Raw genomic sequence first — 22,735 nt, 5'->3', positions numbered from 1 at the left:
AAGCGTCACACCCAAGGAGGATCGACCCATGACTGTTGCACTCCATCCCTCGATCGATAACGGCGTCAAACAGGGCAGCGGCAGCTTTGCCGGCGGCACACTGGTCTGCAAATGCACGGACCACCCGGTCAAGGTCGCCGTGAAGGGCGACGTCGCCCACAACCACGCCTGCGGCTGCACCAAGTGCTGGAAGCCGCAAGGCGCGAATTTCTCGGTGGTCGCCGTGGTGCCGCGCCAGAACGTCAGCGTGACAGAGAACGGCGACAAGCTCCAGATCGTCGATCCCTCGGCGGTGATCCAGCGGCACGCCTGCAAGGCTTGCGGCACCCACATGTACGGCCGCATCGAGAACAAGGGCCATCCGTTCTACGGCCTCGACTTCATCCATCCCGAGCTGTTCCAGGAGCAGGGCTCGCAGGCGCCGCAATTCGCCGCCTTCGTCTCCTCCGTGATCGAATCCGGCGTGAAGCCGGAACAGATGGCAGGCATCCGCTCGCGGCTGAAGGAAATCGGGCTCGAGCCCTATGACTGCCTGTCGCCGGCGCTGATGGACGCGATCGCGACCCACGTGGCGAAAGCCAAGGCCGCCTAAACAAGGCTGCCTGACAAGGCCGCCTGAACAAGGCCGTCAGACCTTCGCCGTGCCCGTCCGCTCGCTGGCCCCGACCATCGCCAGCGAGCCGGACGGTCCGGCCCTCGACCAAATCGCTGCGATGCCGCCGCATCGCACGAGGCGGACGCGAGCGCCATGAGCTCCTCAGATGAGCTCCTCAGTCCTGGTCTCTGAATGACTGCGCAGTGCCGCCCACTTCCCCCTCGAAGTCCGCGCCGCTGCGTTCTCCCTCCCTCGACTGAGGCATCCTGCTTCGTCCGCGCAGTCGCTGCCGGACGAAGCTTTTTTCGTCGTGCACATTTCGCAGGCGCAGGGGCGTGATGCCGCGCCCTGCTTTTGACAAACCTTCGTTGCAACTTTTCCCTTCAACAACACCCGGCTGTGAACGCCGGGCCGGCGCGGACTCTGCTACGATCGCGTCGTCACGATGCCGCGCGAATTCAATCAATCAAGAATAAGACGGGAGGTATCGAGCACATCCGGACATCACGATTCGCATTCCTGCTTGCTGCCGGGATCTGCCCGCGCAGGAGAACAAGCCGGGATGCGGCGACACGACGAAACGGGCAGTGCGCCGACCTGTGTCGGCAATGTTGAAATCGACATGCTTATGAAGAGCGAGGGACCATCATGATCAAGGTGAAGATCAACGGCCAGGAACAGAGCTGGGACGGCGACCCGGATCTCCCGCTACTCTGGTTCCTGCGTGACGAGGCCGGGCTGACCGGCACCAAGTTCGGCTGCGGCCAGGCCCTGTGCGGCGCCTGCACCGTCATCGTCGACAAGGAGGCCGTGCGCTCCTGCATCACGTCGATCAACGACGTCGCCGGGCGCGAGGTGACCACCGTCGAAGGGCTGCATCCGAACGGCGACCACCCGGTCCAGAAGGCCTGGCGCCAGGTCAACGTGCCCCAATGCGGCTTCTGYCAGGCTGGCCAGATCATGCAGGCCGCCGCGCTGCTGATGGAGAATCCCAAGCCGTCACACGACCAGATCCGCGAAGCGATGGCCGGCAACATCTGCCGCTGCGGCTGCTACCAGCGCATCGAGAACGCAGTCCATCTCGCATCGACGGGAGTGTGACATGAATTTCATCGACAACCCGACGAAGCTCCGTGGCTTCGAGAAGAACCTCAAGGTCGAGAAGGTCTCGCGCCGCAGCATCCTGAAGGGGCTCGGCATCACCGGCGGCTTCGTGCTCGCCGCACCCGTGATGTCGCGCCAGGCGTTTGCCTATGAGACCGGCGCCGGCAAGATGCCGCACGGCGTCGTGGTCGATCCGCGCGTCTTCGTTGCCGTTGCGCCCGACGGCACCGTCACCATCCTCGCCCATCGTGCCGAAATGGGCACCGGCGTGCGCACCAGCCTGCCGCTGATCGTCGCCGAAGAGATGGAAGCCGACTGGTCCAGGGTCAAAGTGCAGCAGGCCCATGGCGACGAGGTCAAGTTCGGCAACCAGGACACCGACGGCTCGCGCAGCACGCGGCATTATCTGATCCCGATGCGCCAGATCGGTGCCTCCGCCCGCACCATGCTGGAGCAGGCCGCGGCCAAGCGCTGGGGCGTGCCGGCGACCGAGGTCAAGGCCGTCAACCACGAGGTCGTCCATAGCGCCAGCGGCCGCAAGCTCGGCTTCGGCGAACTCGCCGCGGACGCAGCCAAGGAATCGGTGCCGAGCATCGAAGGCCTCAAGCTGAAGGACCCGAAGGACTTCCGTTATCTCGGCAAGGGCCAGATCAGCATCGTCGATCTCCACGACATCACCACCGGCAAGGCGCGCTACGGCGCCGACGTACGCCTGCCAGGCATGAAATATGCGGTCATCGCGCGCCCGCCGGTGACCGGCGGCAAGCTGGTCTCGTTCGATCCGGACGCGGCGCTGAAGGTCCCCGGCGTCGAGAAGGTGATGCAGGTGCGCGGCTGGCCGTGGCCGTCGAAATTCCAGCCGCTCGGCGGCGTCGCGGTGATCGCGCGCAACACCGGCGCGGCGATCAAGGGCCGCGACGCGCTGAAGCTGACCTGGGACGACGGCGCCAACGGCAAATACGACTCGGTCGCCTATCGCAAGGAGCTCGAGGAAGCCTCGCGCAAACCGGGCCTCGTCGTACGCCAGGAGGGTGACGCAGACGCTGCGCTGAAGAGCGCCGACAAGGTCGTCGTCGGCGAATACTATCTGCCGCACCTCGCCCATGTCAGCATGGAGCCGCCGGTGGCGGTCGCCGACGTCAAGGGTGACAAGGCGGAGATCTGGGCGCCAGTGCAGAGTCCCGGCGGCACCCGCGAGGACGTCGCCAAGACGCTCGGCATTCCCGAGGACAACGTCACGGTGAATGTCACGCTGCTCGGCGGCGGTTTCGGCCGCAAGTCGAAATGCGACTTCGCGCTCGAGGCCGCACTGCTGTCGAAGGAGCTCGGCGCGCCGGTGAAGGTGCAATGGACGCGCGAGGACGACGTCCGTCACGACTTCCTGCACACCGTCTCGGTCGAGCGGATCGAGGCGGGGCTCGACAAGAACGGCAAGGTGATCGCCTGGCGCCACCGCAGCGTGGCCCCGAGCATCGCCTCGACCTTCGCCGCGGGTGCAAACCACCAGGCGCCCTTCGAGCTCGGCATGGGCCTCGTCGACATGCCGTTCGAGATCGCCAACATCTCCTGCGAGAACCCGGAAGCCGCGGCGTTCACTCGCATCGGCTGGTTCCGTTCGGTCTCGAACATCCCGCGGGCCTTTGCGGTGCAGTCGATGGTCGGCGAGATCGCGCAGGCGACCGGGCGCGACCAGAAGGAGACGCTGCTCGCGCTGATCGGCAGTCCCCGCATCGTCAAGCCGGCGGTGAAGGACATGTGGAACTACGGCGAGCCGTATGACAGCTACCCGATCGACACCGCGCGCCTGCGCAAGGTGGTCGAGCTGGTCGCCGAGAAGGGCGAATGGGGCCGTCAGGTGCCGAAAGGCCACGGCCTCGGAATTGCCGTGCACCGCAGCTTCGTCAGCTACATCGCGACCATCGTCGAGGTGGCCGTCGACGAGAAGGGCAAGCTGACGGTGCCGCGGGTCGACACCGCGATCGACTGCGGCACCTATGTCAATCCCGAGCGCATCGCCTCGCAGATGGAGGGCGCGGCGATCATGGGGCTGAGCGTCGCCAAATACGGCGCGATCACCTTCAAGGACGGCAAGGTGGAGCAGAAGAACTTCGACGACTTCCAGGTCCTCAGGATGGATGAATCTCCTCTAGTAACCAACGTCTACATCGTCCCGCCCGGACCCGACACGCCGCCGAGCGGCGTCGGCGAACCCGGTGTTCCGCCGTTCGCACCCGCGCTGATGAACGCGATCTTCGCCGCGACCGGAAAGCGTATCCGCAGCCTTCCGCTCGGCAAGCAATTGGAGGCCTAAGGCGGAACATTGAGCGGCCTCGCGCCGTTTCCATCGATCTGACAGGAGCAGATCGATGACCAACATCTCAAAGGCGCTCGCAGTCTCGTTGCTGTCGGGCGCCTTTTTCATGACGACCACGGCTGCGTTCGCCCAAAGCAACACCACCCCGCCGACCACCGCCACGCGCCCCACCGCGCCGGAGCAGAACTCGCTTCCCAACGCCGGCGCCCCGCCGCCTTCGACCACGCAGACCACCGGGCAGACCAGCTCCGATCCGAAGGTTCAGGAGATGAACCAAAAGGAAAAGGACAAGGTTGATCGGCACGGGAAGTAGCGGTTCAACGCCTGCGCCCACAAACCGCCGCTCGCCGTCATGGCCGGGCTTGTCCCGGCCATCTACGACCTCTGCCGCGGCACGAAGAACGTGGATGCCCGGGACAAGCCCGGCCATGACGAGTTCGTGGCGCGAGCACCGCACACGCAAAATGCGGCGGACGTTGCCGTCCGCCGCATTTGCCCCCTGACGCTCCGCTTCCTTCGATTCGCCCGCGGAGCTTATTTCTTCAGCGCGAACACCCAGATGACGCCGCCCTGCGGCACATTGGCTTCGATGCCGATATTGTTGGTCGCGAGCGCATCCTGGATGCGTTGCGCGTCCACGCCCCACCCCGACTGGATCGAGATGTATTGCGTGCCGTCGATCTCATAGGACACCGGCATGCCCATGATGCCGGAGTTGGTCTTCTGCTCCCACAAGAGTTCGCCGGTCTTGGCGTGGAAGGCGCGGAAGTTGCGGTCGTTGGTGCCGCCGACGAAGACGAGATCGCCTGCCGTCGCCGTTACCGAACCGAACAACTGCGATTTCGGGAAATTGTGCTGCCACACCTTCTTGCCGGTGGCGGGATCCCAAGCCTGGAGTTCGCCGAAATGATCGGCGCCGGGCTTCGTCGTCAGGCCGATGTCCTCCGGCTTGGTGCCGAGCCAGAGTTCGCCCGCCTTGAGCGGAACCTTCTCTCCGGTGAAGCCGCCGCAGAAATTCTCGTTGGCGGGCACGTAGACGAGGCCGGTTCTCTGGCTGTAGGCCGCCGACGGCCAGTCCTTGCCACCCCACAGCGACGGACAGAACTCGACCCGCTTGCCGATGACCGGCTTGTGCGCAGGATCGACGATCGGCTTGCCGCTCTCGGCATCGATGCCCTTCCAGACATCGGTCGCGACGAAGGGCCAGCCTGCGACGTAGTTGATCTTGGTCGGGGTGCGCTCGAGCACCCAGAAGATCGCGTCGCGGCCCGGATGGATCAGGCTCTTGATGGTGCGACCGTCGCGTTGCAGGTCGACCAGGATCGGTGCTTCGACCTCGTCCCAGTCCCAGGAATCGTTCTGGTGGTACTGGTGGTAGGTCTTGATCTTCCCATTGCTGGGATCGAGCGCGAGCACCGAGGAGGTGTAGAGATTGTCGCCGGGATGCGTCTCGCCAGGCCATGGCGCGGCGTTACCGACGCCCCAATAGATCGTCTTGGTGTCCTTGTCGTAATTGCCGGTCATCCAGGCGGAGCCACCGCCGGTCTTCCAGTCGTCGCCCTGCCAGGTATCGTGACCGGGCTCGCCCTCGCCGGGGATGGTGAAGGTGCGCCACAACTCCTTGCCATCCTTGGCATCGTATGCGGCGACGTAACCGCGCACGCCGAGTTCACCGCCGGAGCCTCCGACGATGACCTTGCCCTCGACGACCAGCGGCATCAGGGTCATGTACTGGCCCTTCTTGTAATCCTGCACCTTGGTGTCCCACACCACCTTGCCGGTCTTGGCGTCGAGCGCGACGACATGGTCGTCGGTGGTGGCGAGATAAAGCTTGTCCTCCCAGAGACCGACGCCGCGGTTGGTCGGATGCAGCTGAAAGAGGTCGTCGGGAAGCTGTCGCTTGTAGCGCCAATATTCGTCGCCGGTCTTCGCGTTCAGCGCGATCACCTGCCCCATCGGGGTCGTTACGAACATCACGCCGTTGTTGACGATCGGCGGCGCCTCGTGGCCTTCGACCACGCCGGTGGCAAAGGTCCAGACCGGTGTGAGATTCTTCACGTTCGAGGTGTTGATCTGGTCGAGCGGGCTGTAGCCCTGTCCGTCATAGGTGCGCCGATAGAGCATCCAGTTGCCGGGTTCCGGATTTTCCAGCCGCTGCTGGGTGACCGGCGCGTAGTTCTCGATCGGGCCGGCGACGGCGACGGTCGAGACAAGGCACGTGAAGGCGACGAAGCCGGACAGTAACCATTGCTTCCTGGTCATGGACGTTCCCCTTTTTCATCCGTTTGAATTCTTGTTTTGAATTCTTGTCGTTCGTCCCGTCGTCCGCCCCTCGGCGGATGCGGCCTCTCGTGACGCGGGCACAACCCGCACCGTCCATCATCCTGGCTGCACGCCACCTACCTTTCCGATGAAGTTGCCGGCGACGCTGAGCGAACCGTCAGCGAGCGCGAGCGGCAGCGCGGCAAGCCGCCGCGGCGCCGGCCCGAACACGACCTGCGCGCCCGCGCGGGGATCGTATTCGGAATTGTGACACATGCACTTGAACACGTCCTTGTCGCCGACATCGCTCTTGACCCAGGCGGTGACGGGACAGCCGGCATGCGAGCAGATCGCCGAATAGGCCAGGATGCCGTCGACGGCACGCGCGCGGGTCTTCTCGTCAAGCTCGGCGGGATCGAGCCGGATGATCAGGATTTCGTTGAGGCGCGAGGCGCTGCGCACCACCGACGTGTTGGGATCCTTCGGCCAAGCGTGAACCGGCGGTCCACCGGCCGGGAGATCGGCCGCGGTGATGAGCTTGCCCTCCTGTTCGCCTTCGGAGAAGACGAGGAGATCACCTTTCTGCGGACGTTCGTCGGAGCCTGGCGGATCCTCGCCCGCGCGCGCCTGCGTGGAACAACCAAGGCAGGCGGTCGTGGCGAGCGCGCCAAGCAGCAGCGTTCGCCGCGTCTGTTCTGTACCCGCGTCGACTTCAGACTCCGCGGTGCTCTCGGACGATGAGGGAGTGGTGTTGAACGATGCGCGCGACATGCACGCTAGCAGGCGCTGGAACTCTGCCGAAAAAAAGGCGGAGAGTTGGCGCCGCAGCGCATCAATATGTCTTTGCTCGTTTTGGTTGAACGTAAATGAACGCGTTCCAGCGCATATTTGCAATTGCAACGTCGCATCGCGCGATCGGCATGATGATTTTGCAGATCAGACCGATGATGCGGGAATTGGTGCAACGCGTTATTGGCCGCGCAGCGCAACCTCAGAGCGACACAACTGCACGTTTTGCAGGCAGATTTGCTGTCGTCAGGACCGGAGCACGTGACGCGGCGCAGCGATGCGGCCGGCGATGGTCGCCGACGCCATCTCAAAACTGTCGGCGATGCGACGCGCCTTGTCGATGAAGAGCGCGGCCGCCGGCGGCGGACAGACCTCGCGCGCGGTCTGCTCGAACAGATCGAGCCAGCGGTCGAAATGATCGCCGACCAGGCTGAGCGGCACATGCGCCCGCATCGGCGAACCATGATAGCGGCCGCTCATCAGCACGACCGACGACCAGAAATCCTTGAGTTTGGCAAGATGCTCGTCCCAATTCTGCACGATCGCAAAGACCGGCCCCAGCAGCGCATCCTCGCGCACGCGTCCGTAGAAGCGGGTGACGAGCTCCCCGATCATCTCCTCAGTGATCCCGGTGCGCTCGATCGCATCCTGGGTCAGCAGGTTCCGCCGCGCGGCCGCCGCCTCGCGCTCGGCCTTCAGTCGATCCGACATGTCCTTCGTTATCCGTTCATTTGTTCCCGCAGGCCGCCCGTTCGACATTGTCGGGCCAATTGCGCGCGGCGTCTTTGTCACAGCGCAAATTGCGGGGATCGGGCGGCGGATGCCGGGCACCCGCCGCCGGCGCCATCAGGCACCGTAAGTGTAGAAGCCCTGGCCGGTCTTGCGGCCGAGATGGCCGGCATCGACCATTTCCTTGAGCAAGGGGGCCGGACGATATTTGGGGTCGTTGAAGCCCTTATAGAAGACCTCCATCACCGAGAGCATGGTGTCGAGCCCGACGAGATCGGCCAGCGCCAGCGGCCCGATCGGATGGTTGCAGCCGAGCTTCATGCCGGCATCGATCTCCTCAGCGGTCGCGATCCCTTCCTGGAGCGCAAAGATCGCCTCGTTGATCATCGGGCACAGGATGCGGTTGACGGCGAAGCCGGGGCTGTTCTTGGCCGTGATCGCCACCTTGCCGACCCGCTTGGCGAAATCCAGCGCCTTGGCGTGGGTGTCGTCGGAGGTCTGCAAGCCGCGGATGAGTTCCAGCAGCGCCATCACCGGCACCGGGTTGAAGAAGTGCATGCCGATGAAGCGATCGGGACGATCGGTTGCGGCGGCAAGCTTCGTGATCGAGATCGAGGAGGTGTTGGTCGCGAGCAGCGTGCGCGGCGACAGCGTGGCGCAGAGGTCCTTCAGGATCTTGACCTTGAGCTCCTCGTTCTCGGTCGCGGCCTCGATGACGAGATCGCAATCGGCGAGCTTCGCGCGGTCGGTGGTGCCGGTGATGCGCTTGAGAGCCGCCTCGCGATCGGCCGCCGACATCTTCTCCTTCTTGACCAGGCGCTCGAGGCTGCCGCCGACGGTCGACAGCCCGCGGTTCACCGCCGCATCGGAGATGTCGACCATCACGACCGAGAGCCCGGCCGCGGCACAAATCTGCGCGATGCCGTTCCCCATGGTCCCTGCCCCGATGATGCCAACCGTGTTGATCATTGCCTCTTATCCTTGATCCTTGCGAGCGTGCCAGTAGCGGCCCGGCCCCATTGTTCCTGCATCAGGGTCTAGCACCGCCAACAGGCGGGTGCGACCCGATCCTGCCCCTTCCTTAAAGCATCCCAGGCGGGAATAAAGCCGCCATTCGGTCGCGAAATGGCATGATTTGGCGGTCTGACAGGCGGTTTTCCCGAAATTTGCGCGTGCTCTACCCCCGGCGCTTTTCCGCGGGACGGCTGAGCCCGGCCCGCTTGGACCACCTTGATCTACATCAATCGGACGATGCGGTGGTCGCTAACGGTGTGGTGTAATTGATGCGCAATGGCCAGCGCGAATGCCTCGCGACGCTATTGTGACATAGCCCACATCAGCCTCGTGCCCTACCTGTTAGCGTCGCGCACATGAAGAAACATATTGCACTCCCCGTCCTCCTCGCCGCTCTGCTCGTCGCCACGCAAAGCCTGGCGGCCGAGACCAAGGGAGCCGGCTCAACCTTCGTTTCGCCCGTGATGGCGAAATGGATCGACGCATACAAGACGAAGACCGGCAACACCGTCAGCTATCAAGCGGTCGGCTCCAGCATCGGCGTCGGCCTGATCAAAAAAGAGGCCGTCGACTTCGGCGCAAGCGACATGCCGCTTGATCCCAAGGAACTGGACAGGCTCGGCATGATGCAATTCCCGATCGTGATCGGGGGCGTCGTACCGGTCGTCAATATCGATGGAGTCAAACCCGGCCAGATCCGCTTCACCGGCCAGATGCTCGCCGACATCTATCTCGGCAAGCTGAAATCATGGAACGATCCGGCCATTCGCGCGATCAACCCCGACATCAGGCTGCCGAACACTGCGATCACGGTGGTTCATCGCATCGACGGATCCGGCACGACGTTCAACTGGTCGAACTACCTCTCGAAGGTCAGCACGCAGTGGAAGACGAGCGTGGGCGAAGGCACCTCGGTCGAGTGGCCACTTGGTCTCGGCGGCAAGGGCAATGACGGCGTCGCCTCGCTCGTCAGCCTCGTGCCCGGTTCGATCGGCTATCTCGAATACACTTACGCGCTGCAACGGCTAGACAGAATCTCATTTGGCGTCGTGCAGAACAGCGCCGGCAATTTCGTCGTCCCCGACGCCGCATCGTTCCAGGCCGCGGCCTCGAGCGCGGACTGGAAGGCGGAGAAGGATTTCCACCTCGTGCTCACCAACGCGCCCGGCGAAGACGCCTACCCCATCACGGCCACGACCTTCGTGCTGATGCCGAAAGCGCCGAAATCCGAGGAACGATCGGCAGCGGCCATCGACTTCATCCGCTGGTCGTTGGAGAACGGAAAGGCTCAGGCCGAGACGCTGAACTACGTTCCGCTTCCGCCTGCCCTGGTCGACCAGATCGAACGCTATTGGCAGCAGAGCATCGAGACAAACCCCACGGTCTCGGCCTCGGCTAACGTCAAGCGCTGAAGCTTGGAAACGAGCGGCCGTCATGCCGGGCCTGTCCCGGGCATCCACGTTCCCAGAGCCAGCCACGCGACCGCGATCCTTCTGGAAATCTCGCCGTGAATCGTGATTTAGTCCCGCAGAAGGCCTGTTGCCGGCTCGCAGCGGCGAGAACGCGCGAAGGTCCAGGCCCGGGGGCTTTCGAATGGACGTGATCATCTACCACAATCCCGACTGCGGCACGTCGCGCAGCGCGCTTGCCGCAATCAGGAGTGCCGGCATTGAGCCGGACGTGGTCGAATATTTGAAGACGCCACCCTCGCGAGCCCCGTTGCAACAGTCCATCGCGCGCATGGGGATTTCGGTGCGCGAGGCAGTCCGCGAGAAGGCGGCGCCCGATACGGAGCTCGGGCGCGACAACCCGGCACTGACGGATGACCAGCGGCTCGAAGCGATGATGGTACATCCGATCCTGATCAACAGGCCGATCGTGGTGACCCCGAACGACGTCAGGCTTTGCCGCCCTTCGGATCTGGTGCTTGATCTCCTGCCGGCGCAACAGCGTCCGGCCGGATGAACGATTTCGCGCGATCCATCGGCGCCGCGTTCACACTGATCGGCGAGGCCGACGCCGAGCTGCTCGGCATCGTCGCGCTGTCGGTGCGTGTCAGCCTGACCGCCGGCATCGTCGCGCTGCTGATCGGCGCGCCCTTCGGGGCCCTGCTCGCGATCACCCGATTCCGCGGGCGACAGGTCGTCATCGTATTGACCAATGCGTTGCTCGGCCTGCCGCCGGTCGTGGTCGGGCTTGCGCTCTATCTTCTGCTGTCGCGGTCCGGCCCGCTCGGAGCAGCCGGACTGTTGTTCACGCCGACCGCCATGGTGATCGCGCAGACCATGCTCGCGACCCCGATCGTGGTCGCGCTGGTGCACCGGCCGGCGAGCCTGCTCTGGGCGGAGTATGGCGACCTCGCGCGGATCGACGGACTATCGATACTGCGCAGCATCGGCCTGCTGTTCGCGCTCGGCCGAACGTCGCTGCTGACGGCCTTTCTCGCGGCTTTCGGACGCGCGATCGCCGAGGTCGGCGCCATCATCATCGTCGGTGGCAACATCCGCGGCTTCACGCGCACGATGACGACGGCGATCGCACTGGAGACCAGCAAGGGCGACCTGCCGCTGGCACTCGGGCTCGGGCTGATCCTGCTCGCACTCAGCGTGGCGGTGTCGACCGTCGCCTTCCTGCTAGTGGGACGCGTTGGGGAAAAATAGCTGCTGGCCGCCGACCTTGTAGCTGGCGATCGCATCCTGCCCCTTCGGCGAGACCAGCCAGTCGATGAAGGCCTGTCCCTCCTTCGCCTTCACATTCGCATGCGTCGCCGGATTCACCAGCATGACGCCATACTGGTTGAACAGCCGCTTGTCGCCCTCGGTCAGGACGGCAAGCTCGCCGCGGTTCTTGAACGACAGCCAGGTGCCGCGGTCCGACAGAACATAGGCGTTCGACGACGAGGCCATGTTCAGCGCCGGACCCATGCCCTGGCCGATCTCGCGATACCAGCTGTCCTTGCCGGCACCGATATCGACGCCCGCCTCCTTCCACAATCTCAGCTCGGCCGCATGCGTGCCGGACTTGTCGCCGCGCGAGATGAATGGCGCCTTCGCCGCCGCGATCTTGCGCAGCGCATCCGTGACGTCCTTGCCGCCGGCGATCTTTGCGGGATCGCTCTTCGGACCGACAATGATGAAGTCATTGTACATGACGTCGAAGCGCTTCACGCCCTGCCCCTCGGACATGAACTTGTCCTCGGCCGGCCTGTCATGCACGAACACCACGTCGGCGTCGCCGCGCCGCCCGATGTCGAGCGCCTGGCCGGTGCCGACGGCAACGACCTTCACCTCGATGCCCTCCGCCTTCGAGAACAACGGCAGCAGGTAACCAAACAGGCCCGACTGTTCCGTCGACGTCGTCGAGGCCACGGTGATGGTGCGATCCTGCGCGAATGCGCATGTCGACCAGACCAGAACCGCTGCGATGGCGGCAAGCTTTCTCATTGCGTTGTCCTCACTCCCCAGACGTTTGAACTTAGGCGGGAAGGATGACGCAGGGAAGTCCGACGTTCGGCGCAGGATCAGCGGCCGGGTATGTCTTGCGGATCACGTCTTTTCTCCTTCGCCGTCGAAGGAAGCGTATCGGGGATCGGCGCGGCAATTCTGTGGGCGCGGTCACATTGGCCGCCTGCCACGCCGGAGCTTCAGGACGACCGCAGCTTGTCGATGATGGCCGTCACCTCGTTCAGCTGGGCTTTGGCCGTGGCCAGCAGATCAAGCAGATCGCGCGCGGACTGGGCTGATCCGCCGGCGGCGGCCTGATCGATCACGCTCAAGCCGTCGGTGAGACGCGAGATGATTTGCACGAGCTCATCGCGGCGCGCCTCGAGGTCCGCAAGCGTTGCGTCAAAGCGCTCGTCGAGCCGGGCGCCTTGCAACGAGCGGATCGGAACGATCCTGTCGTCGGGAGGATCGGACATGCGCGTGCTTTGCGTTGCCGTCCCGTCCATCCTAGGCGCGACCGCCCGCAACCCGGCGGTCGTGCATTGTCGCATCCGACACGGCAGTCGCGTTGCCCTTTCCCGCGCGGAGGACGCACGGATGTTCTGCAATTGGTCCCACCTACATTGACATCGATGTGACGGCCGGGGCAGTTTTTTGCATTGCTGGCGAATCAGCGATTGCTTCACGCCGAGTACCTCTTGGACAACTCCCTGTGCTTTCGAGACTGATATCGTTGCTGCGCCGCATTCCCGCGGTGAAATGGGCGTTCACCCGGCTTAGGCCCTTGCCTCACGGCGGCAGCATCGATGTCGCGCCGATCGCGGCAAGCGATTCGCCCGCAACCGTTGCCGACATCGCAGAAGCTGTTCCGGCTCCCGACAGCATCAGCACCACCCCGCTGCCCAGTGACACCGAGATCGCCGTTGCGGCTCCGGTCGCCGAAGATGGCGCCGCTATCTCTGTCATCCCGGAGAGCTCGTCCGCGGCGCCAACTGATATCAGCGTCACCGATGATTCATCCTTGGAAGCGCCGACAGAGGTCGAGGCGGTCGTCGTCGAAGAGGTTTCGGTCTCTTCAGTCGAGGTGGAGAGCGCGGCCGTCGATGCTCATGAGCTCGTCACCAACGATCCGCCCGCGGAGCCTGAAACCAGCGTCGCACCCGTCGTCGTAGAAGAGACACCGGTCCCGGTTGTCGAGATCGAGAGCGAGCCGGTCGGTGCACCCGAGCTCGTCAGCAGCGACCCGTCTGTGGAACTTCCGGAGATCGCTGAACCCGTCATCGTTGAAGAGGCGCGGCTGTCGCCTGTCGAGGCCGAGAGCCGGCAGGCCAACGTTTCCGAGCCCGTCGTCAGCAACGATGCATCTCCCGAACTCGCGACCGAGGTGGAGCTTGTCGTCGCAGAGGAGGCGCTGGTCTCGTCTATCGACATCGAGATCGCTCCGGTTGATGCCCCCGTTCTCGCCGTCAACGACGATACCTCCTCCGACGTCGCTGATGTGGAGCCGACTGTCGTGGAGGACACGTGTGTCGCGCTTGYGGACAGCGACGTCTCGGCGGGGGAGGTCTCCGGGAACAGCATCGACAGCGTTGCCATCCCTGTCGTCGCAATGGAGATCGAGCCGGTCCCGGCCAACGATCCCGGCCCGATCGCAACGATCGCCGCGGAGGATTCCTCCGCCGACGGGGCAAGCGCCGTCACGCATGTCGCGCCGGAGCCGATCCTCGAGTCTCCCGCTCCGGTGATCCCCAGCGCGCCGAAGACGCGCGCAAAGGTCGTGGAACCCGTCGACCGCGCCACGTTGATCCGGCAGCGCTGGACGGAGACCGGGATCAGGATGTGGAATCCGCGGCTTCACGGCGCCGGCGACGCCACGCTGAACATCCAGGGCCGCGTCGAGCTGCTGCCGCCCGCGCCCGGCGAGACCATGCCACGCTACGACAAGCTCGAATTCAGGATGCTGGACGGGCAGATCGTCTGCGAGGGCGTCGTCGTCGAGGCGCCCGCGTCGGCGGGTCAGCGCAGCTTTACCCGGCTCGCCGAGCCGCGCAACACTGACCGGCCCCGCGAACCGCTACGGGAACGCCAGGCCGCTCTCGCCTGACCCTTGTCCTCTGCGACCATGCCCGCCATATGCTATGGCTGACGGCTTGGACATGGGAGGCCGCATGCCCGCAAGATTATTGCGCCTGATCGTGATCGCCGCCCTCTGCATCTCGCAAGGGGCCTTTGCGGCGTCCGGCAAACGCCCGCACCATGCGCCCGCCACCGATCGGGCCGCGCCCTACAAGGCCGACCGGCTCTCGACCTCGCGCGGCGAGGCGATCCTCAACACGCCCGGCCAGACCACCGTGCTGACACGTCAGATCCTTGACGACATGAACGCGACGACCCTCCGGGACGCCATGCGCTCGACCGCCGGCGTGACGATTGGGATTGGGCGCTAGATTTCGCGCGGCTTCACGTTCAGGGGATCGGATAGCCCTTCCAGACCCACTCCAGCGCCGACGGCAGCGTTTGCGCAATCGTCGGGCGATCGACATGCTTGGCGTTGCGCACGAACAGGAACTGGTAGTGGTAGCCCTTCTCCGCCAGCACCTTCGCCATCAGCGCGTTGGACAGGGTCCAGTCGTGCATGCCATCGGGAATGGTGGGGTTCGGATAGAACAGGTCCTGGTCGCCGCCGAAGAACCAGAAGCGGATCGGCTTCGCCGGCGCAGCGACGATCAGCGGCACGCCGGGCGGCTCGGCCGGCGTGAGCACGCCGGCCTTTGATACGAGGTTGGGACCGGCCGGCCCCGTCCATGCGCTGTGATATTCCCAGGCGCCGCCACGCAGCGACGGATCGTGAGGCCATTGCTGGTTGACCATCGTCGGCGAGAAGGCCAGCACGCGGTGATAGAGATCGGGATAGAACCACGCCATGGTGAAGGCCGCCACACCGCTCGAGCTCAGGCCCATGGTCGCGCGCCCGTCGGGGTTTTTGGTCAACTTGACGTCGGCGTTCTTCTCGACCAGCGGCAGCACCTCGCGCTCGACGAACTGCGCATAGTCGCCTGACACCGCATCGTATTCGCGGCCGCGCTGGCTGCCCTGCGCATCCTGCCCGCCATTGCCGATCTGGATCGCGATCATCGGCGGCACGCGGCGCTGCGCGATCAGATTATCGAGCGTCGTAGCGAGGTCCTTGTAGGCGTTGGAGCCGCCGTCGCCGACCACGATGAACGGCGCCTCGGTGCCGCGTACATATTGCGCCGGCACGTAGACGTCGATCGTGCGTGACCAGATTCCAGGATGGCTGGTGGTGACGATCATGTGCGACTTGTCATCCGGCGCGGTGACGGTCGTCATGATCGAGGAATTGGTGCAGCCGGCGACGTCGTCGCGGATCAGGCCGGGATTGTAGATCGTGCTTTCCTTCGACGTCAGCGTGAAGGATTTTGTCGTGCCGCGTGGTACGCCTTCCTTCGCAATCGTCTCCGGCGCGGGATTGTGGGTGGGCCCGATGATGAAATTGCCCTCGGCGCCGGGCGGCGGCAACGCTCCGTCGGGCAGCTCCGTCGCGCGCGGATAGTTGGGGTTCGAGGGATCGCGCGTCGGCGGCGCCGTCTTGAAGTCGAGGCCCGTCGTGTCGATGAAGAACGGTGCCGCCTTATCGGTGGTGTTGGCCCCGGGCGGCACGGCCATGTTCTGGGTGACGCAGGCCGGCTGCGACAGTGCAATTGAAGTGAAGGAGACGAGGGAAATCAGCGTCCCCGCAAGGACGGACAAAGAATTGGTCATTTCAGCTCCCGGTGCCGACAAGTCTTTCTGGCTCGCCTTGACGCAAAGTATGGCGGGCCGCCTGCGCGCGGTCAAACAGCAAGCGGCCGCATTCCAGCGATAGCCGCCATGCTCAAACCGAACGGCGACCGCTATTCCGCGCATGCCCATGAATATTTCCGGATACGAGGCCGTTGCTGCCGCAGCTCGCGCGACGTAGCTTGCGCACCGCGCCGTGCCAAGCAAAAGGCGCGCACGGTCAAAATGAACAAGAACACTTCGGGAGGCGACCTATGAAGAAGCTCGCGGCCACGCTATGTGCGCTGGCGTTCCTCGCAACCGGCGCACAGGCGCAGACCATCAAGGATTTCCTGACAGCGGTCATGCAGAAATGGACGGCGCCATTCGATCCGTTCCAGCTGATCGGCAACATCTATTATGTCGGAACCGACGGCATTGCCGTTTATGTCATCAAGACATCGCAGGGCCTGATCCTGATGGACACGGCGATGCCCCAGTCGACCGGCATGATCGAGGACAACATCGCGAAGCTCGGCCTCAAGGTCGCCGACATCAAGATCATCCTCAACACGCATGCGCATCTCGACCACACCGGCGGCTTCGCCGAGATCAAGAAGGAGACCGGCGCACAGCTCGTTGCCGGTGAGCGCGACAAGCCGCTGCTCGAAGGCGGCTACTATCCAGGCGACGAGAAGAACGAGGACCTCGCCTTCCCCGCAGTGAAGGTCGATCGCGCGGTGAAGGAAGGCGACAAGGTCACGCTCGGCGACACCATGCTGACGGCGCATGCAACGCCCGGCCACTCGCCGGGCTGCACGAGCTGGGAGATGACCGTCAAGGACGGTGGCCAGGACCGCGAGGTGCTGTTCTTCTGCAGCGGCACGGTGGCGCTGAACCGGCTGGTCGGCCAGCCGACCTATGCCGGCATCGTTGATGATTACCGCGCGACCTTCGCCAAGGCCAAGGCGATGAAGATCGACGTGCTGCTCGGACCGCATCCGGAAGTCTATGGCATGCAGGCCAAGCGTGCGGAGATGAAGGACGGCGCACCGAACCCGTTCGTCAAGCCGGGCGAGCTCGCAACCTACGCAACCAGCCTGTCGGAGGATTTCGACAAGCAACTCGCCAAGCAGACCGCGGCGTTGGAGAAGAAATAGCGGCCATTTGCGCTCTCCTCACCTTTCCTCCCGCGGGGAGAGGTGAAGCGCGCGCGTCGGCTGATCGCGCGGCCATGCGCCGTCGCCGATGTGAAAGCCAAGGTCTCGCATGGTTAGCGGATCGTAGCTGCGGGTGGCTGCGGGCAAGGTGTGCCTGAGACACGCGCCTCGGCCGCCGGATATCCTTAACACGGCCTCACCAATACACGCGGCTGGAAAATCCCGCGGCCGCGCGCAACCTGCGCTGGCTTTTCGTACAGCCGCACCTAACGCGGCCTCTACCCCCGTCGTGCAAGATCGCCGCCGTTTTGAAGGGATCCGGGGCGCGTATTGCAATGCCTTTCGTCAATTTGAAGTCTCAGCTCGCCGCCGCGATGCGGCTGTTTCGCGTGCCGGCCGACAACCCGGACCTGACGCGCGCGCAGTTCGACGCCTTCTCCAAGCAGATCCCGCTGCTCTATTTCATCCTGATGAGCAACACGATCGCGGTTGCCTATACCTATGTCAACGTGGCGCCGGACTGGCTGACGATGATCGTGCCGCGCGTGCTCACCGTGCTCGCGGCGCTGCGTACCTTCTGGTGGCTGCGCCAGCGGCATCTCGTGCGCAGCGATGCCGACATCCTGCGCAATCTGCGCGCCACAAACTGGATGACATTGCCGATCGGCGCTGGCTTCACCGCATGGTCCTTTGCGCTGTACCCTTACGGCGACGCCTTCGCCAAGAGCCAGGTCGCCTTCTACATGGCGGTGACCGTGATCGGCTGCATCTTTTCGCTGATGCATCTGCGTTCCGCGGCGTTGATCGTGACGCTCGTCGTCGACGTTCCCTATGTGCTGTTCTTCTGGGCCACCGGCGAACCGACGCTGAAGGCGATCGCGGTCAACAACCTGCTTGTGTCGGGCGCGATGGTGACGGTGCTGTTCATCTACTATCGCGACTTCGCCGATCTCGTCTCCAGCCGCAAATCGCTGCTGGCGCAGCAGGCGGCGACGCAAGCGCTATCGGACGAGAACTTCCGCCTCGCCAACCTCGATTCCCTCACCGAGCTGCCGAACCGCCGCCGCTTCTTCGCCGAGCTGTCGAGCGCCTTCAGCGACGCCGAGCGCAGGCGCGTTCGCGTCGCGGTGGGGATCATCGACCTCGACGGCTTCAAGCCGATCAACGACAATTACGGCCACTCGGTCGGCGATCGCGTCCTGATCGAAGCCGGGCGCCGCATCCGCGAAGTTTGCGAGGGCTTCGGCCCGCAGCGGGTGGAATTTGCCCGGCTCGGCGGCGACGAGTTCGGCCTCGTGGTGTGCGGCGATCCCGAAGATGACGATTTGATGCGGCTCGGCCAGCGCATCGGCGAACAGGTCAAGTTGCCCTACCAGCTCGACACCGCCCATACCGGGCTGTCCTGCTCGATCGGCTTCGCGCTGTTCCCAAGCTCGGCGACCTGCGCCGAAGCGCTCTATGAATGCGCCGACTACTCGCTCTATCACGCCAAGCGCCATCTGCGCGGCCGCACCGTGATCTTCTCGAGCGAGCTCGAGGCCGAGATCCGCAGCCGCGGCGTCATCGAGAACTTGCTCCGCACCGCCGATTTCAGCACCGAGATGGACCTGGTGTTCCAGCCGATCGTGGACGCCATGAGCGAGCACACCGCCGGCTTCGAAGTCCTGGCGCGCTGGCACAGCTCCCGCCTCGGCCTGGTCTCGCCGGCCGACTTCATTCCGGCCGCAGAGCGCATCGGCTTGATCCGGCCGCTGACGCAGGCGCTGCTGGTCCGCGCGCTCGCGACGGCAAGGGCCTGGCCCGACCACATCCGCCTGTCGTTCAACCTCTCCGCCCACGATGTCTGCGCAGCCGAGGGCATTTTGCCGCTGATCTCGATCATCGAGAAGAGCGGGTTGCCGCCGCACCGGATCGACTTCGAGATCACCGAGACCGCCGTCACCTTCGACTTCGTGCGCGCGCAGCAGTCGATCGCGACGCTGAAGGCCATGGGCTGCGGCATTTCACTGGACGATTTCGGCACCGGCTATTCCTCGCTGAGCCACGTGCATCGGCTGCCGCTCGACAAGATCAAGATCGACCGCAGCTTCGTCGCCGACATCAACGAAAATCCGGTGAGTCACAAGATCATCAAGTCTCTCGCCGGCCTGTGCGACGACATGGAGATCGCCTGCGTCGCCGAGGGCGTCGAAACGCGCGCCCAGCTCGACAGCCTGCGCCGCCTGGGATGCGACTTCATCCAGGGCTACTACTTCGCAAAGCCGATGTCGGGCGATGCGATTGGCGATCATCTCGCAAAGGAACACCAGCGTCTCGGCGACGCCGGCGCCAAGGTCGTGGCCTGAGAGGCCAGATCTCAATCCGCACGCGCAGCGCTGATAGATTAAATTGCTGCCTGTCAATCGTCCGCATCACATGCGTCGAAACGCCCCCGACATGTCGGGATGCCGTGTCGGTGCTTGTCAGCGACGTCAAAACGCGCGATACTCAATTTCAAGGGGAAATGTATTAAAGATACAACTTTTTGATCTTGGTGGCCTTCAACTGGGCGCGGCGGCAAACACGGTTGTGAGTTGGCAATCGGGAGGCAGGCATGTCGTCCAATGCGTCATTTTCGGCAGGGCGCCACGTCCCGCCGCATTCCCACCTCACCGCTTCGCATGCATCACCGCCGCCCGCCGAGCCGGACGGCGGCCTCATACCCATCAGCCTCTTCATCCTCAGCGATGTGCGCCTGCTCTGCGAAGGCCTCAGTTCCTGCCTGGCCCGGCAGGAATGCTTACGCATCGCCGGACACGGCGATCTTGCGACCCCGCCTGAGCAAGTCGTCGACAGCGGCGCACAGGTGCTGCTGGTCGACATAGCGACGCCGCAGGGCTTGCAGCAATCGGCGGTCTGCCGCGCGCTGGCGCCGGCGTTGAAGGTCGTCGCCATCGCGGTCGCCGAAGCCGAGCAGGACATCCTGGCCTGCGCAGAGGCCGGCGTGTCCGGCTTCGTGCTGCGCGAAGGTTCGATCAGCGACGTCGTCGCCGCCGTCCATAACGCGATGCGCGACGAGCTCGTGTGCTCGCCCAAGGTCGCCGCCGCCCTGTTCGGCCGCCTCGCGCTGCTCTCTGCGCGGACCGTCACGCGAGCGCCGGCCGCCGGCGTCGACACGCTGACACCACGCGAGCACGAGATCATTCGCTTCGTCGGCGAAGGGCTGTCGAACAAAGAGATCGCACGAGCCTTGCGGATCCGCAATTCGACCGTGAAGAACCACATGCACAACGTGCTCAGCAAATTGCAGATTCGTCGGCGCGGCGAGATCAGCAAGCATCTGCACGCGAATGGCGCGGCCGCGTCTGCATCGTCGCGGATCCAGACCCGCTAGACCTTTCGGCCTAGATCCTCCGGGCCGGCATCGCGCGCGAAGCCGCCATGTCGCGGTGAATTGCGCGCCCGTTTGCGTCATCGCGGTCTCGACGCCGCGGGCATGGTCCGGACCATCAACTCCATCCTCGCTAGACCCTTTGGTTCAATCGCGCCGTCGCGCCTTGTGCAAGGCTCACCGCAAAGGTGGCCATTGCGACAGAGACGCATCCTCATTGCGGGATTTCCGAGACTGATGACCGATCTTCTCGAGCATGTCGTCGCGAAAGATCCGGCGTTGTCCGTAGTCGGGACGAGTGACGACGCCAATCTGGCAACGGAGGCACGCCGCACCCGGGCCGACGTCCTCGTGGTGGCACAGAAGGCGCCGGACGAGCGCGACAGCCTCGCGAGCCTTCTGCACAGCCGGCCGCGGATGAAGGTCGTCACCATCGTCGCAAGCGGCGAAAGCGGCGCGCTCTACGAGCTGCGGCCGCACCGCACGGCCATCACCGAGATCACGACGCAATCCCTGTCGGAAGCCATTCGGGATCCGCCCGGCCCGAGGCGCCGGCCGCGCCAGCGGCGCGCCCGCCGGCCAGGCAAGACCATCGCCGCGGTCTGACCAAGGAAGACGGACCGCCAAATCACAGGAGCCGACATGCCCTCAGCCCTTCTGCAACCCGGCGTCTATATCGAGGAAATCTCCAGCGGGGTGCGCTCGATCTCGGGCGTGGCGACGTCGATCGCGCTGTTCATCGGCTGGGCGCCGCGCGGCCCCGTTGACCGTGCCGCGCGCATCTCGAGCTTTGCCGACTATGAGCGCGCCTATGGCGGGCTCGACCGCCGCGCCAATCTCGGCTACGCCGTGCGCCAATTCTTCGACAACGGCGGCAGCGACGCCTACGTCGTGCGGATCGCGCTGTTCAATTCGGGAACGCCCGCCAACGACGCGAAGACCGCGACCTGCGCGATCAACGATCTCGGTATCGAGGCGAGTTCTCCGGGCCTGTGGGCCAACTCCTACAGCGTCCGGCTGACGCTGCGTGCGGACGACAGCACCCGCTTCCGGCTCGACGTCATCGGCCCGTCGCCGAGGACTGACATCGTGGAGACGTTCCAGGACCTGTCGATGAACAAGGCGGATCCGCGCTACGCGCCGAGCGTCGTCAACGGCCGCTCCGCCTTCATGGACAAGCTGACCACGGCGTCAACGACGGTGCCGACCCCGGCCACGAAACCATTTACGGGCGGCGCCGATGGCACGGTCCTCTCCGCTAATGACGGTCCGTTCGTGAGCGCGATCGATCCGCTGTTCGCGACCGGCGGGATCGTCGATCGTATCGACATCTTCAACCTGGTCTGCGTGCCCGGCCTCACCAACGTCAATTCAACAACCCAGGGCGCACTCGCCAAGCTACAGCAACGCTGCCACGTCCGCCGTGCGTTCCTGATCATCGACAGCCTCCAGAACGAGACCGTCGCCAACATGAGCGGCGCCAACGGCGAGGCCGGCCTGACCGGCTCGGACGGCAATTTCTCCGCGCTGTACTACCCGTGGGTGATGCAGGCCGATCCGCTGCAATCCGGCGTCGTGCGCGACTTTCCACCTTGCGGCTTCGTCGCCGGCGTCTACGCCCGGACCGACGCCACGCGCGGGGTCTGGAAGGCGCCGGCCGGCACCGATGCCAGCGTCAACGGCGGCGTCGGCTTCGCGTTGAGCTTGAGCGACGCCGAGAACGGCCAGCTCAATCCGATCGGCGTCAACTGCCTGCGCACGCTGCCGGTCTACGGCAACGTGGTCTGGGGCGCGCGCACGCTGCACGGCCAGAACGACCGCGGCTCGGAATGGAAATACGTTCCGGTACGGCGCATGGCACTGTTTCTGGAGGAGAGCCTCTACCGCGGCACGCAATGGGTGGTGTTCGAGCCCAATGACGAGCCGCTCTGGGCACAGATCAGGCTCAACATCGGCGCCTTCTTGCAGGGCCTGTTCCGGCAGGGCGCGTTCCAGGGCCGCTCGCCGCGCGAGGCCTATTTCGTCAAATGCGACCGCGAGAGCACGACGCAGGCCGACATCAATCTCGGCATCGTCAACATCATCGTCGGCTTCGCGCCGCTGAAGCCCGCCGAGTTCGTCGTCATCAAGATCCAGCAGATCGCCGGCGACATCCCAACCTGAGGCAAAGACACC

At 64.6% G+C, this 22,735-nt stretch carries 21 protein-coding genes; 14 read left to right on the top strand and 7 right to left on the bottom strand.

Annotation, left to right across the window (positions count from 1 at the left end; genetic code table 11):
* Positions 1-28 precede the first annotated feature (28 nt).
* From gfa to AB4Z51_RS20415, 4 genes are all read left to right on the top strand, one after another.
* On the top strand, positions 29-592 hold the full coding sequence (gfa, locus tag AB4Z51_RS20430; RefSeq protein ID WP_063981977.1) for an S-(hydroxymethyl)glutathione synthase: 564 nt from the start codon (positions 29-31) through the stop codon (positions 590-592).
* A gap of 651 nt (positions 593-1,243) precedes the next feature.
* On the top strand, positions 1,244-1,696 hold the full coding sequence (locus AB4Z51_RS20425; protein WP_441497846.1) for a (2Fe-2S)-binding protein: 453 nt from the start codon (positions 1,244-1,246) through the stop codon (positions 1,694-1,696).
* Between the two features lies 1 nt (position 1,697).
* Positions 1,698-4,010, top strand: a complete 2,313-nt coding sequence (locus AB4Z51_RS20420; RefSeq protein ID WP_441497845.1) for a molybdopterin cofactor-binding domain-containing protein — start codon at positions 1,698-1,700, stop codon at positions 4,008-4,010.
* A gap of 55 nt (positions 4,011-4,065) precedes the next feature.
* Entirely contained in the window at positions 4,066-4,326 is a 261-nt protein-coding gene (locus AB4Z51_RS20415) for a hypothetical protein (protein WP_441497844.1), read from the top strand.
* Positions 4,327-4,547: 221 nt separating this feature from the next.
* Here AB4Z51_RS20415 and AB4Z51_RS20410 read toward each other — a convergent pair whose 3' ends face one another.
* From AB4Z51_RS20410 to AB4Z51_RS20395, 4 genes are all read right to left on the bottom strand, one after another.
* A complete protein-coding gene (locus AB4Z51_RS20410) occupies positions 4,548-6,275 on the bottom strand; it encodes a methanol/ethanol family PQQ-dependent dehydrogenase (RefSeq protein ID WP_354115723.1) in 1,728 nt (575 codons plus the stop codon).
* Between the two features lie 117 nt (positions 6,276-6,392).
* Positions 6,393-7,046: a ubiquinol-cytochrome c reductase iron-sulfur subunit gene (locus AB4Z51_RS20405; RefSeq protein ID WP_441497843.1), complete on the bottom strand. Its 654-nt coding sequence runs from the start codon at positions 7,044-7,046 to the stop codon at positions 6,393-6,395.
* Between the two features lie 264 nt (positions 7,047-7,310).
* Positions 7,311-7,775: a group III truncated hemoglobin gene (locus tag AB4Z51_RS20400; protein ID WP_063981973.1), complete on the bottom strand. Its 465-nt coding sequence runs from the start codon at positions 7,773-7,775 to the stop codon at positions 7,311-7,313.
* Between the two features lie 135 nt (positions 7,776-7,910).
* Entirely contained in the window at positions 7,911-8,762 is an 852-nt protein-coding gene (locus tag AB4Z51_RS20395; protein WP_028152200.1) for a 3-hydroxybutyryl-CoA dehydrogenase, read from the bottom strand.
* A 401-nt stretch (positions 8,763-9,163) separates the two neighbouring features.
* On the opposite strand from AB4Z51_RS20395, the gene pstS reads away from it, so the two are divergent.
* The 3 genes from pstS (at position 9,164) to AB4Z51_RS20380 (ending at position 11,467) form a co-directional block, all read left to right on the top strand.
* Positions 9,164-10,219 (top strand): phosphate ABC transporter substrate-binding protein PstS, encoded by a 1,056-nt coding sequence (gene pstS, locus AB4Z51_RS20390; protein WP_441497842.1) that lies wholly within the window; start codon positions 9,164-9,166, stop codon positions 10,217-10,219.
* 181 nt (positions 10,220-10,400) lie between these two features.
* Positions 10,401-10,772, top strand: a complete 372-nt coding sequence (gene arsC / locus AB4Z51_RS20385) for an arsenate reductase (glutaredoxin) (protein WP_441497841.1) — start codon at positions 10,401-10,403, stop codon at positions 10,770-10,772.
* Positions 10,769-11,467: an ABC transporter permease gene (locus tag AB4Z51_RS20380; protein WP_441497840.1), complete on the top strand. Its 699-nt coding sequence runs from the start codon at positions 10,769-10,771 to the stop codon at positions 11,465-11,467. The genes arsC and AB4Z51_RS20380 overlap by 4 nt, the downstream gene beginning before the upstream one ends.
* Here AB4Z51_RS20380 and AB4Z51_RS20375 read toward each other — a convergent pair.
* Together AB4Z51_RS20375 and AB4Z51_RS20370 are read right to left on the bottom strand one after the other, a co-directional pair.
* Positions 11,441-12,250: an extracellular solute-binding protein gene (locus AB4Z51_RS20375; protein ID WP_441497839.1), complete on the bottom strand. Its 810-nt coding sequence runs from the start codon at positions 12,248-12,250 to the stop codon at positions 11,441-11,443. The genes AB4Z51_RS20380 and AB4Z51_RS20375 overlap by 27 nt on opposite strands.
* A 200-nt stretch (positions 12,251-12,450) precedes the next feature.
* Positions 12,451-12,777, bottom strand: coding sequence for a hypothetical protein (locus tag AB4Z51_RS20370; RefSeq protein WP_441497838.1), 327 nt, complete (start codon positions 12,775-12,777; stop codon positions 12,451-12,453).
* A gap of 41 nt (positions 12,778-12,818) precedes the next feature.
* Here AB4Z51_RS20370 and AB4Z51_RS20365 point away from each other — a divergent pair, with 41 nt between their 5' ends.
* Complete coding sequence (locus tag AB4Z51_RS20365; protein WP_441497837.1) at positions 12,819-14,354, top strand: hypothetical protein; 1,536 nt, start codon at positions 12,819-12,821, stop codon at positions 14,352-14,354.
* 64 nt (positions 14,355-14,418) lie between these two features.
* Positions 14,419-14,697 (top strand): TonB-dependent receptor plug domain-containing protein, encoded by a 279-nt coding sequence (locus tag AB4Z51_RS20360; RefSeq protein WP_441497836.1) that lies wholly within the window; start codon positions 14,419-14,421, stop codon positions 14,695-14,697.
* 19 nt (positions 14,698-14,716) lie between these two features.
* On the opposite strand, the gene AB4Z51_RS20355 is transcribed toward AB4Z51_RS20360, so the two are convergent.
* Positions 14,717-16,033, bottom strand: coding sequence for an alpha/beta hydrolase (locus tag AB4Z51_RS20355; protein WP_441497835.1), 1,317 nt, complete (start codon positions 16,031-16,033; stop codon positions 14,717-14,719).
* A gap of 272 nt (positions 16,034-16,305) precedes the next feature.
* Between AB4Z51_RS20355 and blaBJP the strand changes: the two genes are divergently transcribed.
* The 5 genes from blaBJP (at position 16,306) to AB4Z51_RS20330 (ending at position 22,723) form a co-directional block, all read left to right on the top strand.
* The gene (gene blaBJP / locus AB4Z51_RS20350; RefSeq protein WP_441497834.1) at positions 16,306-17,190 is read left to right on the top strand and encodes a BJP family subclass B3 metallo-beta-lactamase; all 885 of its coding nucleotides are present in this window, start codon (positions 16,306-16,308) and stop codon (positions 17,188-17,190) included.
* A 335-nt stretch (positions 17,191-17,525) separates the two neighbouring features.
* Positions 17,526-19,535 carry a putative bifunctional diguanylate cyclase/phosphodiesterase gene (locus AB4Z51_RS20345; protein WP_441497833.1) on the top strand — a complete coding sequence of 670 codons (2,010 nt, stop codon included), beginning with the start codon at positions 17,526-17,528 and terminating at the stop codon, positions 19,533-19,535.
* A gap of 248 nt (positions 19,536-19,783) precedes the next feature.
* Positions 19,784-20,563 (top strand): LuxR C-terminal-related transcriptional regulator, encoded by a 780-nt coding sequence (locus AB4Z51_RS20340; RefSeq protein ID WP_441497832.1) that lies wholly within the window; start codon positions 19,784-19,786, stop codon positions 20,561-20,563.
* Between the two features lie 234 nt (positions 20,564-20,797).
* A complete protein-coding gene (locus AB4Z51_RS20335; protein WP_085405637.1) occupies positions 20,798-21,166 on the top strand; it encodes a hypothetical protein in 369 nt (122 codons plus the stop codon).
* Positions 21,167-21,202: 36 nt separating this feature from the next.
* Positions 21,203-22,723, top strand: a complete 1,521-nt coding sequence (locus tag AB4Z51_RS20330) for a phage tail sheath family protein (protein ID WP_441497831.1) — start codon at positions 21,203-21,205, stop codon at positions 22,721-22,723.
* Positions 22,724-22,735: the final 12 nt, after the last annotated feature.

The sequence above is a fragment of the Bradyrhizobium sp. 2TAF36 genome (genome assembly GCF_052114925.1).
GTDB lineage: Bacteria > Pseudomonadota > Alphaproteobacteria > Rhizobiales > Xanthobacteraceae > Bradyrhizobium > Bradyrhizobium barranii.
The sequence above is the reverse complement of the archived record's forward strand: the minus strand, read 5'-3'. Positions and strand labels throughout refer to the sequence as shown.